This is a genomic window from Roseibium litorale (assembly GCF_014842915.1).
Taxonomy (GTDB): domain Bacteria; phylum Pseudomonadota; class Alphaproteobacteria; order Rhizobiales; family Stappiaceae; genus Roseibium; species Roseibium litorale.
Map to the genome: position 1 here is coordinate 525,747 of NZ_JACYXI010000001.1, position 12,916 is coordinate 538,662.

At 58.7% G+C, this 12,916-nt stretch carries 12 protein-coding genes; 4 read left to right on the top strand and 8 right to left on the bottom strand.

The features are described from left to right. Positions 1-48: 48 nt before the first annotated feature. Complete coding sequence (locus tag IG616_RS02725) at positions 49-687, bottom strand: VOC family protein (RefSeq protein WP_192146131.1); 639 nt, start codon at positions 685-687, stop codon at positions 49-51. A gap of 253 nt (positions 688-940) precedes the next feature. Here IG616_RS02725 and IG616_RS02730 point away from each other — a divergent pair, with 253 nt between their 5' ends. Next, positions 941-1,876, top strand: coding sequence for a DMT family transporter (locus IG616_RS02730; RefSeq protein ID WP_192146133.1), 936 nt, complete (start codon positions 941-943; stop codon positions 1,874-1,876). 86 nt (positions 1,877-1,962) lie between these two features. Here the strand turns inward: IG616_RS02730 and IG616_RS02735 are convergent, their stop codons facing one another. From IG616_RS02735 to IG616_RS02750, 4 genes are read right to left on the bottom strand one after another with little or no spacing between them, the layout of a single operon-like run. Beyond that, positions 1,963-2,670: an ABC-type transport auxiliary lipoprotein family protein gene (locus tag IG616_RS02735; protein ID WP_343072331.1), complete on the bottom strand. Its 708-nt coding sequence runs from the start codon at positions 2,668-2,670 to the stop codon at positions 1,963-1,965. Continuing rightward, positions 2,651-4,279 carry an MlaD family protein gene (locus IG616_RS02740; RefSeq protein ID WP_192146137.1) on the bottom strand — a complete coding sequence of 543 codons (1,629 nt, stop codon included), beginning with the start codon at positions 4,277-4,279 and terminating at the stop codon, positions 2,651-2,653. The genes IG616_RS02735 and IG616_RS02740 overlap by 20 nt, the downstream gene beginning before the upstream one ends. Positions 4,280-4,290: 11 nt before the next feature. Continuing rightward, positions 4,291-5,088, bottom strand: coding sequence for an ABC transporter ATP-binding protein (locus tag IG616_RS02745; RefSeq protein ID WP_192146139.1), 798 nt, complete (start codon positions 5,086-5,088; stop codon positions 4,291-4,293). 19 nt (positions 5,089-5,107) lie between these two features. Beyond that, positions 5,108-6,253, bottom strand: a complete 1,146-nt coding sequence (locus IG616_RS02750; protein WP_192146141.1) for an ABC transporter permease — start codon at positions 6,251-6,253, stop codon at positions 5,108-5,110. Positions 6,254-6,359: 106 nt separating this feature from the next. On the opposite strand from IG616_RS02750, the gene dgcN reads away from it, so the two are divergent. Beyond that, positions 6,360-7,376 (top strand): N-acetyltransferase DgcN, encoded by a 1,017-nt coding sequence (dgcN, locus tag IG616_RS02755; RefSeq protein ID WP_192146143.1) that lies wholly within the window; start codon positions 6,360-6,362, stop codon positions 7,374-7,376. After that, entirely contained in the window at positions 7,373-8,359 is a 987-nt protein-coding gene (dgcA, locus tag IG616_RS02760) for an N-acetyl-D-Glu racemase DgcA (RefSeq protein ID WP_192146145.1), read from the top strand. Before dgcN ends, dgcA begins: the two co-directional genes overlap by 4 nt. A gap of 69 nt (positions 8,360-8,428) precedes the next feature. Here the strand turns inward: dgcA and IG616_RS02765 are convergent, their stop codons facing one another. Together IG616_RS02765 and IG616_RS02770 are read right to left on the bottom strand one after the other, a co-directional pair. Further along, the gene (locus tag IG616_RS02765; RefSeq protein ID WP_192146146.1) at positions 8,429-8,671 is read right to left on the bottom strand and encodes a hypothetical protein; all 243 of its coding nucleotides are present in this window, start codon (positions 8,669-8,671) and stop codon (positions 8,429-8,431) included. Between the two features lie 117 nt (positions 8,672-8,788). Beyond that, complete coding sequence (locus IG616_RS02770) at positions 8,789-9,964, bottom strand: MFS transporter (RefSeq protein ID WP_192146148.1); 1,176 nt, start codon at positions 9,962-9,964, stop codon at positions 8,789-8,791. A gap of 119 nt (positions 9,965-10,083) precedes the next feature. On the opposite strand from IG616_RS02770, the gene IG616_RS02775 reads away from it, so the two are divergent. After that, positions 10,084-11,193, top strand: coding sequence for a protein phosphatase CheZ (locus IG616_RS02775; protein ID WP_192146150.1), 1,110 nt, complete (start codon positions 10,084-10,086; stop codon positions 11,191-11,193). A gap of 358 nt (positions 11,194-11,551) precedes the next feature. Here the strand turns inward: IG616_RS02775 and IG616_RS02780 are convergent, their stop codons facing one another. Continuing rightward, on the bottom strand, positions 11,552-12,880 hold the full coding sequence (locus tag IG616_RS02780; RefSeq protein ID WP_192146152.1) for a globin-coupled sensor protein: 1,329 nt from the start codon (positions 12,878-12,880) through the stop codon (positions 11,552-11,554). Positions 12,881-12,916: the final 36 nt, after the last annotated feature.

Sequence of the window (12,916 nt, forward strand, 5' to 3'; positions counted from 1 at the left end):
CCGAACACAACAACGAATGCCAGGCAACCCAACTGCCGTAAGGTAGCTTCAAGTCAGCTCCCGCAATCCGTCCGGTGTTTCGATACTCGCCCGATAGCGCACTTCTGGCCCTTGAACGATCGAAAGCGGGCAATCAATTGCAAGAGCCTGATAAAGCTCCCCGATGCCGGCCGGATCTGGGTGTTCAAGTACCAGCGACGAAAACCGGGCGCCCAGATCGGGGATCGTGGCGATGTAGCCCGCATCGCCCCAATGGTCGATGAGGGACGGAAGCGCGCCATCAAGCGGTAGGGAGCCATCCTTAGGGATACTGAAGGCAAAATCCGGATCTCCGGTAGGAAGAGCAACCATTTGGCCAAAATAGGCGCTTTGGATGGCAAGAACGGTATCTAGAGAAGGCGTATTTGCGACCCATCCTCTCAGCCGCCGGCCTTTGTCCCAGTCCGACCGGACATTGACCTGATCGCCAAGTCCGAACCATCGGGGCCTGTCCGGCTCCTTCCCCGCCGGATCGAGCGCAACGATCTCGAGATAAACTGAGTTTCCAAGCTGGAGCCTATGATTGTGCGTTCCCATGTAGTCGTGACGGCTTCCGGAGGGCACCTCCAAGCCAAGGCACTCAACGACATGAGCCACACCTTCGGCAATCGTGGGAGCTATCACTGTAAGATGGTCAAGTTTCAACACGCTTTGAAGCTCCGCTGAACCAGATAATAGTTCCAATATCCTGATAGGCGACGATGCGCTATCCGATCTTAAGCCAGATAGGATGCTATGTATCCGCCAAGAACAAGAACCTCTGTTAACGCCGGAGGCATTTCATTGTTCTGTTCATGGCTCCCCCTCTCCGCCGCATCGGGGGATTTAGCCCTTGACCAGCACGGCAGACGCCTTCAACGCTAAAGGAGTTGAATCGTTTTAAACTCCAGCTGATTGCGCCATGTCCGTCTCCAGTCCCTCCCCCGCCCTTGGTTTTGGCACCGCGTTCCTGGGTTTCGCGCTTTATGCTACCCACGATGCCATCACAAAGCACCTTGGAGGCGACTACTCGGTCTTCCAGATCATCTTCTTCGCGATGCTCTTCGCCTTCGTGCCGACTTCCCTGATGATCCTGAGCGACAAGGCGGTCGACAATTTCCGGCCGCGCTATCCCTGGCTGGTTCTTCTGCGCTCTGCGCTCTCGCTTCTGGCGCTCTCCTGTGCCTTCTACGCCTTCACCCACCTGCCGCTGGCGGAGGTCTATTCGCTGCTGTTTGCGACGCCTTTGCTGATCACGATCTTTTCCATTCCGCTGCTGGGGGAAGTTGTCCGTCTCCAGCGCTGGATGGCGGTCATCGTCGGACTGATCGGCGTCCTGATCGTTCTGCGCCCCGGCACATCAGAGCTGACCCTCGGCCACATTGCCGCGATGACCTCCTCCTGTGCCAGCGCAATGGGAAACATCGTGATCCGCAAGATCGGCTCTCAAGAGCGGTCCGCGGTCCTGATTCTCTACCCGATGCTTCTCTCGCTCGTGGTCATGGGGGCGCTGCTGCCGAATATCTATGTTCCGGTTCATCTGCCGGACCTCGGCTTCATGGCCCTGCTCGGCTTCCTGTCGGTCACCGCTCAGTTCTGCGTGATCCTGGGGTACAGGTCAGCCCCTGCTGCGGTCATTGCGCCAATGCAATACAGCCAGATCATCTGGGCGACGGTTTTCGGCTTCTTCTTCTTCAACGAGACCCCGGATATCTATGTCGGCATTGGCTCGTCGATCATCATCGCCTCGGGGATCTTCATCGTCTGGCGCGAGTCCCTGGCAGATGTATCCGCTCAGCGTCCCGTGCTGCGCATGTCGTTCCCGAAATTCGGGATTGGCGGCTTGCTGCGCCGCTAAGGCAGGCCCGGTTGATACAGAGGCGGGCATACCATCTCCGGCGCACACCGGCATCTGGAAAGCACAGAAACGCTCCCTGAGGCCTCTCAGGTACGGCTGAGGACCCAGGCAGCCAGTTCAGCCATGACCTTGATGGCGGAGGCATCAAGCGCCGCAACGGCTTGGTCCACCCCTGCACCTGAAACAGCTGTCTCTGCCCGGAAAACCTGTGTGCTGATGGCCCGGCCATTGCGGTCATTGACCAGCTTCGCCGAGAGTTCGACCAAACCGCGCTTTGGGCCGTCCACCCGGATCTCGAAGGCACGCAGCTCGGTCTGAAGCTGATAATCGATCAGCAGCCCATCTCCCGGAAAGCCGACACCGCCAAGACGGCCGGTATTCTCCAGCGTCTGGACAATACGCGCCTGCAGAACATCTGGAAGCGCATCCGCCCAGGCGATTCCAGGAAAGTAGCTATAGGCCTCACCCCGGTCCACAACAGCAACGTAATTGCTGTCGAGAGCGTTGAGGGCACGCGGGCGTGGCACGAGTATCTGCTTGCCGCCACGGCGCAATCCCGCTTGCTCCGCCCCTATTTCCGGAGCACTGAGAGCATAGAGAGCGGAAGGAGCCGAGCTCGCGCATCCTGCGAGCAGCAACCCGCCCGCAGCCGCGCCAAAAGCCAGCAACTGTCTGCGATTGCATGCAGCACCAAGCCCGGCCTCTGCAGACTGCTCACTGGAGCTCTTGCGTGCGTTACCGCCCCGTTCCCTCTGCAAACCCATCATCCTTCCGTCACCGGCGCCGGCCGCCATTATAGGTGGGAACTTCCTCACCGCCAAAGATGATCCTGTTCGGATTTCTATTGAAGGTTTCGACAGCCCTCTGGATCGAGACCAGTGTCCGGTTGACCTGCGCCATCGCGGCTGCAAAGTCGGAAGATCCCTGATTGGTGAATTTCTGCAAGCCGCTGGCGATCGAGTCAGCGCGTGAAGAGAAGGCATCTGCCACCTTGCGGATCGAGGCAGCAGCTTTGGTCGCTTCAGCGATAAAGCCTTCGCCATCGCCTTCGACCATGGTTCCGACCTTGTCGACGATCCCCTGGATCCGCATCGAAGTCGCATTCAGATTGGAGGCGACCTGCTTTGCATCCGTTATGATCTGATCCACATCCGGCGTGCGCTGGCGCAGATCCGCACTCATGTTCTCAATATTCGCCGCAGCCGAACGGGCCGAGGCAATCGTGTCACTGATGGTCTGGGTCTGGGTGGACAAGCTTCCGGTCACTGTCTCCACATGGTCAATGATCCCGGCCACCTTGGCTGAATCGACAGCCGCAACCAGACCATTCACCTTGGCAAAGACTTCCTTGCCGTCCTTGAGGATCGCCGTGATGTCCTCATTGCTGTCACGGACCGTCTGGGAGACAGAAGCAAGATTGTCCATCGTCTGCGACGAGGAGGCGATTATCCTGTCGATTTCAGGCGTGCGCTTTTCCAGAACCTCTCCGAGGGCAGACGCCCCCTTGACCACCTTGTTGACGTCCTGTGGATCGATCTGCGCGATAATCTGCTGAACCTGTCCGACACTCGAATTCAACTGCTTCGAGAAGGAGTCCAGCTCCTTTGCGGCGCTTTGCGCGTCGGCAACGACCTGATCGATACCTTCTCCCGCGTTCCCGAGGCTCTTACTGAACTTCTCCATATCATCGACGATTTGGGAAACCTTATCGGAAGGCACTGCGGCAAGGATCCGCTCGCCTTCCTGAACCAGAGTCTCCATCCGCCCGGCGAGGCTGGTGAAGGCGTCACTGGCCTTGCCGATGCTGCCCATGAAGTCCTTGACGCCATCAGAATTGGAGGCCAGCGCATCTGAAAAAGTTTCCACATTTTCCAGCGTCCGGGTCACCGTGGGACTGTTCGTCTTCAGGAACTCGTCAATCGTATCCATGGTCGAATCAGCCTTCTTGAGCGCATCGCGCACCCCTCCGGTGATGTCGTCATAGAGCGACCTTTCGGCCTTGATGACCGGGATCGTATCGGATTCAGGATCCAGCAGCAGCGGCGCGCTCTGGCTGCCGCCGTTCAGATCCACATAGGCAACACCGGTCAATCCGGTGAAGTTGAGCGAGGCAGTCGTGTCCGTGCGCAAGGGAGTGCTCGGCTTCACCCGCACGGTCGCCACCACCACCTTGGGATTGGACGGATCGAAATCAAGCGAGCGCACGTCCCCGACCTTGATGCCGTTGAACAGCACCTGCCCACCCACGGGCAGACCTGTTACGGGCGCAGGAAAGACAATCTTGAGGAAGAGATTCTCCCGGGATTCCGCAGTTGCTGCCAGCCAGTACACGAACCCGAACGCGCCGATCAGCGTCGCCAGCATGAAGGCGCCGATGATTATGTAATTCGCACGGGTTTCCATTCCTCGATCCTTCAGATCCTGCGTAAGGCCCGCTCACCGCGGAAGTAGGACACCACCCAGGGGTGATCGTTCTTCATCATGTCGTCGATCGTTCCGATCACGAGAACACGCTTTTCCCCCAGAACCGCGATACGGTCGCAGATTGAATGGAGGCTGTCGAGATCATGGGTGACCATGTAAACTGTCAGGCCGAGCGTCTCTCTCAGGTTCGCAATCAATTGATCAAATGCAGCCGCTCCGATCGGGTCCAGACCGGAGGTCGGCTCGTCCAGAAACACCAAATCAGGGTCCAAGGCAAGCGCACGGGCCAAACTCGCCCGCTTGATCATCCCACCAGACAACTCCGAGGGAAACTTGCCGGCGGCGTCCTGGGGCAGTCCCACCAGCTCGAGCTTCAGCATCGCCAGCTCATCCATGAGCTTGGGAGACAGGTTAAGATGCTCGCGCATGGGAACCTGGATGTTCTGCTTCACCGTAAGCGATGAGAAAAGTGCACCTTGCTGGAACAAGACCCCCCACCGGCGTTCCACCATCTTGCGCTCTGCGGCGGTGGACCGGTCCAGATCGTGACCGAAAACCTCGATCTTTCCGGACCGCCTTGGTGTCAGGCCGAGGATTGCACGCATAAGCACTGACTTCCCCGTGCCCGATCCGCCCACGAAGCCCAGAACCTCCCCGCGCCGCACATCCAGATCAAGATTGTCGAGGATCACCTTCGAGCCGAATGCGACAGTCACGCCCTTGACCGACAGGATGACACCGGCCCCGTCTCCCGCCGTCTCACGGCCTCCGGTGTCTTCCGCGTCCATGCCCTGTCTCATCCCTGCCTCAAACGCCAATGGCCGCAAAGAAAATGGCGAAGAGGCCATCCACCACGATCACGAGAAAAATGGCTTTGACGACCGACATGGTAGTCTGACGCCCAAGCGAATCTGCGGAGCCTTCAACCTTCAACCCTTCGACGCAGGCAATCAACCCGACGATCAGTGCCATGAACGGGGCCTTGACCAGCCCGACCATCAGCGTCTCCATCGTGATTGCTTCTCTGAGACGGATCAGGAAGGCAGCCGGCGGAATATCCAGATAGATCCATGCCACAAGCCCGGACCCGACGAGAGATGCCATATCCGAGATGAATGTCAGGATCGGCAGCGCGAGCATCAGCGCCAGAATGCGCGGAAGGACCAGGACCTCGGTCACGCTCAAGCCGATGACATGCAGCGCGTCGACTTCTTCCCGCATCCGCATTGCGCCGATTTCAGCCGTGAATGCAGAGCCTGACCGACCAGCGACCATAATGGCCGTCAGGATCACGCCGATCTCGCGCAGCACCAGGATTCCCGCCAGATCGACGACATAAAGGTCTGCGCCGAATTGCCTCAGATAAAAGCCGCCCTGCTGGGAGATGATCGCGCCGATCAGAAAGCTCATCAGGGCGACGATGGGAACCGCGCCGATACAAGACCTATCGAACTGAACCGCGACGGAAATACCGCGCAGCCGTTTGGGCTGCACCAGCACAGTGAAAAGCACCATGCCCAGCGAGCCGAATATATGAAGCATGGCCAGCAAGTCATGCCAGATCGCCACAACCTGGCGTCCGGTGGCCTCCAACATCCCGACTATCGAGAAGCGGGATTTCTCTGGCTTGAATGCGGGAGGGTGGTGTTTCTCCAGCTCGGAGAACAACACAGTCCGCTTTTCATCAAGACCGCACAGCTTGACCCGGGTACCGCCAAACTCGAGTGCCCCTTGCAAGCGGTGGATAATCCAGGCACCGCTCGTGTCTAGAACACCGATGGCCGACACATCGAGCACAACGCCCTGATGGGGCCCCTTCCTGAACCCGTCAAGCAAAGCCTCGGCTTCGGCAGCCGTGCTGATGACCCAGTCGCCGGACAACTTGAGCCGTAGAACATCACGGTCGGACTCACTCGCGCAGGCCGGAGGGGTATTTTTCTCCAAGAACGCCATTCCGGACTGTAGACCCCCTTGCCGCTCGTTCGCTGACCCTCGTATACCTTGACAAGGAGTTGATCGTCCAGACGCCTCCCCGTCAGGCCCAACCGGAGTCCCATTTATGATTATCGAGCATCCCTATCTTCTGTTCCTCGGCGATGTGCATGACGCCCTGGCCGCAAAAACAGCGACCGGCATTGTGGACTGGCGCAAGGACTGGTGCAAAGGCCAGCTGCGTCTGCCCGGATGCGCCGCGGACACGGGACTGCCTGACATGAGCATTTCCGAAGCCGCCGCGGCAGGCGTGAAGACCATGGTGGTTGGCGCGGTGAACGCAGGCGGCCGCCTGCCCGAGCACTGGATCGCATCCGTTGTCGAAGCCCTGGATGCGGGGCTTGATGTTGCAACCGGCCTGCATGTGCGCCTGGAAAGCATCCCGGCAATCAAGGAAGCCGCGCAGCGCAATGGCCGCAAGCTGTTCGACGTGCGCCACAGCACTCAGACCTTCGACACAGGCAAAGGCACCAAGCGGTCCGGCAAGCGCATTCTGGCCGTCGGCACGGATTGCTCCGTCGGCAAAAAATACACAGCGCTTGCCATGGACAAGGCAATGAACGAGCGCGGCTACACCAGCTCCTTCTGCGCCACTGGCCAGACCGGTGTCTTCATTTCCGGCCGGGGCGCTGCGCTGGATGCGGTGGTCGCCGACTTCATTTCCGGTGCCGCCGAGTGGATTTCGCCAGAGACCGAAGACAATCACTGGCAGATCATCGAAGGTCAGGGGTCCCTGTTCCACCCGTCCTTCGCGGGCGTCACCCTCGGCCTGCTGCACGGCTCCCAGCCGGACGGTTTCATCGTCTGCCATGAGCCGACCCGCAAGACCATGCGCGGTGTAAAGACCCCGCTGCCGACGATCCAGCAGGTCATTGACCTGACCATCCAGTGCGGTCAGCTGACCAACCCGGACATCCGCTGCATCGGCATTGCAATCAATACCTCGGCACTCGGAGAAGACGAAGCAAAGGCCTATCTGGCCGAAGTGTCCAAGGCCCATAATGGCCTGCCGGCAACCGACCCGGTCCGTTTCGGCATGGAAAACATCGTCGACCGGGTCGCAAGCGAGTTCGGTGCTCCATGACCCGGACACTTGCGATCGAAACGGAAGCGTTCGAGATCGCGGGAGGTGGCTTTGCCATCTCCCGTGGCCGGAGAACCCACGCGCATGTTCTGCTCGTCACCCTGACCGACGGCTCCTTCGCGGGCCGCGGCGAGTGTGTGCCCTATGCCCGCTATGGTGAAAGCCTGGAAAGCGTGGAAGCGCAGATCCGGGCCGTCGCAGCAGACCTGGAAAAAGGCGCAAGCCGCGCTGACATCCAGACCCTGATTCCCGCCGGAGCCGCACGGAACGCAGTCGACTGCGCGCTGTGGGATCTGGAGGCCAAAATGCTGGGCAAGAGCGCCTCGGAGCTGGCGGGGCTTCCAGCTCTCAAGCCCGTCACGACGGCCTACACATTGAGCGTGGATACGCCCGGAAAGATGGCGGAAGCAGCGGCAAAGGCTGCCGCGCGTCCGCTTCTGAAGGTGAAGCTGACCGGTGCGGGTGATGACGAGCGCATTGCTGCGGTTCGCGAGCATGCGCCCTCCTCAACCCTGATCGTGGATGCCAACGAGGCCTGGGACGAGGCCTGCTTCGAAACCAACATGGCTGCTTGCCTGAAAGCAGGCGTTGCCCTGATCGAACAGCCTCTTCCTGCTGGCAAGGATGGGCTTCTGGCGGACATGGACCGGCCCGTCACGGTCTGCGCCGATGAAAGCCTTCACACCAGTGCCGACCTAAAAAGCCTTCGTGACCGTTACGATGCAGTCAACATCAAGCTCGACAAGGCTGGCGGCCTGACCGAAGCCTTGCTGATGGCCCGGGCAGCAAGAGATCTGGAGTTCAAGGTGATGATCGGCTGCATGCTGGGCACATCTCTCGCGATGGCCCCTGCCGTGCTGATTGCCCAGATGGCGGACTTTGTTGACCTCGACGGCCCGCTGCTGCTGGCGCGTGACAGGCAGCCAGGACTCACATTCGAAGGCAGCAGCCTGTTCCCGCCGGAGCCCGCTCTCTGGGGCTGATATCCCGATTTCCAGGCAAGCCGCTTCAGCACCTTTCAGGTTTCCGGAGCGGCTTGTTCCAAGCTCTGCTCAGGTCAGAATCATCTGCGCCGCGACAAGGCCAATGACGGCCACAACAAGAGCCGTCATCCAAAACGAAGGTGCCCTCACAGGAGCGGATGACCCGCCTGATGTGGAGTTGAACAGCCGGACACCAGACCTTCGGCCGAGCGACCGGTTTGAGACACGGGCAAAGCGTCTCTTTAGATCGTCTGCCCGCTTTTCCGGATCGTAGCCGGGGGTTCTGCGGGCCGGTGACGGAGCCTTGACCATATGCTCCTCCCCTTTTCTCTTGGCAGGCCAAGCCTGAAAACATGCATCTGTCTGTAAAAAGACAGGTAGGAGCGGCATGAGCCATGACCAAGAAAAAACAGGAAACCTGACAGATCTTTAATCTGCCGCCGCCTCAGCAATGGTCCGCTGCATCAAGGGGCGCAGAGCAATCAGTCCGGCAAGAGCGACACAGGACAAACCCGACATCAGCCAGAACGGATAGCCCGGGTTCCACTGGTACAGCGGACCGCATACGGCATATCCCACGGCCATCAGGATGCCATTGGACGCGGCCAGAAAGCCCTGCCCCGTCGCCGCCCATTTTGGCGGAACAATCCGGGACAGGTAACCGACGCTGCCAAGATGCGCCATGCCGAACGTCATCGTATGCAACAGCTGCAGCAACGCCATGGACCAGAAGTCTTGGGCAAACGGAAAGAGACCCCAGCGCAGAATACCCGCCCCAGCGCCCATCAGAAGCAGCGTCAACGGATAGGCAGTCAGCCCGAGCCGTCCGGCAAACAGGAACAGGCCGATTTCTGCCGCCACGCCTGTCGACCATAAGACGCCGATGAGAAATTCGGAAACATCATGGGCTTTCCAGAAAAGCGTCGAGAAGCCGTAGAATGCGGCGTGGCTGCCTTGCAAAAGACCAACCACCGCAAGAATGAGCCAGAAGGCCGGGCGCAGGAACAGGCGGGGCCTCTCGTCCGCAGTTCCCCCTTCCGCCCGCACGGAACTGACCTGCGGCGGCAGAGAAATCGCCACCAGACCGGTGGACAGGATCCCGATCATGACCGCAACCACAGCCGGAGTGCTGCTGTCCAGAAGGATCAACCAGCCACCGATCATGTTCGACACGACAAAGGCGGCAGATCCCCAAAGCCGCATCCGGCCATAATCGGCTCCATAGTTGCGGACGACATCCAGAGCATAGGCATCACTCAAGGGAACGACTGGCGACCAGAACACCAGAAGGCCGACGACAGCAATCAGCGCGTTCCAAACACCGCCTGTCATCAGAAAGAAAACAAGAAAAGCAATGCTGGCGAGGGAATAAAGCAGGATGGACAGCCGGCGCCGGCCCGTATGATCTGACAATCCAGTCATAAGAGGATTGGCAATAATACGGGCTATTGTCCCGGCCCCAAGAATAAAACCGATTTCCTCTACGGGAATGCCCCGATCTTTTAACACCAGGGGAAAAAACGGCAGAAAGATGCCAAACCCAAGGAAATAGCTGGCGAACAGGCAGCCAACCCTGAGGCTGAGCCCTTTTCCAGAGGTCATCATTTTACTGTTCCGGACGTAGGCCTAAAGGGATGTTAACTCTTTTGCCCTTAGGCTGCATTGGAGTGTCGTACGAGTTACGGCAATTCATAAGAACAAGGCAAGCAGAGATAACCATTTCGATGCAACCCACTGATGCACATGATGAACTGGCACCACTGGCCGATGCGGAGTATGTCACGCTCGAGCAGACGCTTATGGAGTCGGATCGCGGCCGGCGTTTTCTGAGCGAGTTCCTGAAACGCAACAAGACGCCTGAGACTGTTCAGATTCTTGACGCCATCCAGCGGCTCGAAAAGACCATGACGCGTCAGCGCAAGGTCCCGGACCTTGACCGCATCCGGCTCGACATTGCCGACATGCACGAGGCGATCGAGCGCACCAAGAACGAAATCGCGAACATCAAGGCTGAAGGCGGAGACACCAACCGCTTTACCGATGCTTCTCACGAGCTGGACGCGATCATCACCCAGACCGAAGGCGCAACCCAGACCATTCTGGAGGCTGCCGAGCAGATTCAGGAACAGGCCTGGACCCTGCGGGAAAAGGGCGCGGACGAAGCCGTCTGCGACGAGATCGACGCCAAGGCGACCGAGATCTTCATGGCCTGCTCCTTCCAGGATCTGACCGGTCAGCGCACGAACAAGGTTGTTCAGGTGCTGCGGTATCTGGAAAGCCGGATCAACATGATGATCAACATCTGGGGCATTGAGGACAAGGAAGCCGACGAAAGCGCCGGTCCGCTTGACACGCGCCCTGACGCGCACCTTCTGAACGGTCCTCAGAGAGAAGGCAAAGGCGTCAATCAGGAGAATGTTGACGAACTGCTGAACTCCACCTTCAGCGCTTCTGAAACAGTTGAGGCAGACGAGCCTCCTGCACAGAACACGCATGAAGCAAGCGCCGATGACATCGATGCCATTATGGCCGGCACCGCGAGTGACGAGGAACTTGCGCAAGACGCAAGCGAAACACTGGACGCAGCCGCCATCGATGACATGTTCTCCTCTCCCGCGACGCCAGTCGTATCTGAGGACGAGGACTTTGATGCGGAACTGCCGGGAGACGAGGATTCAGAAGTTCTGGATGAGGCCGCCATTGACCGGCTCTTTGAATCCGAAGCTTTCGAGACCGCTGCGGACGAGGCCTGGGAAAGCACTGAGGATCCTGACAACATGGAAGATCCCCTTGAGCAGCTCACCCCAGCTGAGCGTCAGGCTCTCTTCAACTGACTTTTTCCGTATTGGTTCCCACACTGTGAAATTCGGGAAAGCGCCTCCGGGCGCTTTCTGCGTTGTTGGGACCTATTTGCACCGGAACCGGAATCCAAAAACCTCCCGAAGGGTATCGGGAGGCGAGATTGCTGACAAACCTAAAGCTTCCGGATTTTATCTCCGCGCCGTCCCGGCCTTGAGCCGGGACCTGTCAAAAGAATCCATTTCTTTCGATTGAATAAATGGACGAGAGATCCCGGATCTCCGCTTCGCTGCGTCCGGGAAAGCGCGGTGGCGGGGTTTGTCAGCAGTCTGGCCTCACGAATGGTATCGGGAGGCTTTGTTGACTTGAGACGCCCGCTGAAGGCTACAGCTATCAGACGGAGAGAACCTTAGAGAAGAACTCCCGCGCTTCCCTATCCAGACGGTGAGCCTGCTCCTTGAGATTTCCAGACATGGAAGCGATTTGCCCTGCAGACCGTTCGGTCTCACTCACAGACTCACGAACGAGGACAATCTCTGAGACAAACCCTTCCGTATTGTTGGCCGCTGTCTGCACATTGTGCGAAATTTCCGTCGTGGCGGCCGTCTGCTCTTCGACCGCGCTGGCGATGCTGGTGGCGATCTCGGAGACCTTGCCGATGGTCTGCGTGATAAAGCTGATGTCTGCTGCTGCCTGATTTGTCGCCTGCTGAATGCTTGCGATCTGATCGGTAATTTCCTCAGTCGCTCTGGTCGTCTGGCTCGCAAGCTCTTTCACTTCCGCAGCAACGACGGCAAACCCCTTGCCCATCTCACCGGCACGGGCTGCTTCGATCGTTGCATTCAGCGCCAGCAAGTTCGTCTGGGCTGCGATATCCGAGATCAGACTGATCACCGAGCCGACCATCTCGGCAGCGGCAGCGAGCTGCTGGACGCTTTGATTTGTCTTCGCAGCTCCATCAACAGCCTGCCGGGCAATAACGCTGGATTCCGATGCCTGACGCCCGATCTCTTCAATCGAGCTGGTCATTTCTTCCGTCGCCGCCGCGCTCGAAGACACGCTTGCCGCCGTGTCCTGGCATTGCGTATCCATGTTCTGCATCCTGCCGCTGATGGCAGCAGCGGCATTGCCAAGATTTCCGGACGTCGTTTCAAGAGCGTTCGACGCTTCTCCCACCGTCTCCAGAGCCGACTTCATGACACCGTCGAATGTCTCAATCGCGGCCTTGATACCGGCTTCCCGGTTTTCAGCATCCAGGATCATCTTGTCGTGATAGGTGGAAATCGCCAGATCCATATCGATCATGATGAGCTTGTTCATCGACCTGAGAACATTTTCAGCCTTTGCAGGAGAAAACCGGTATTTCTTCAGGAAGTAGCTCGCAAGCCGGGTCTGAACGAACGAATAGCCGCCAATATACCAGGTCGGATCGAGATCGATCCTGACGTGAGCAAGTCCAATCCGTTTCGCGCTTTCAAGATACTCTTGACCCAGACCTGAGGTGAACAACCCGTCCCAGTGACGCGACTGGGCGGCGATCAGACGCTCCTCCTGATTGCCGATCAGCGCTGCAAGGTGGGGAACGGTGCGAACATGGGCGTAAAAATCCTTGAGAATTCCCGGAAGCTGCTCCTTGACGGCCTGCCAGCCACTCTTGGCAGTTGCCAAATCTTCCTGTGAAACACCAAAAAAGTGCTTTCTTGCTTCGATCTCGCTCGTCATCGAGAATACTCCCTGAATCCGGCAATCCGCTCCGCC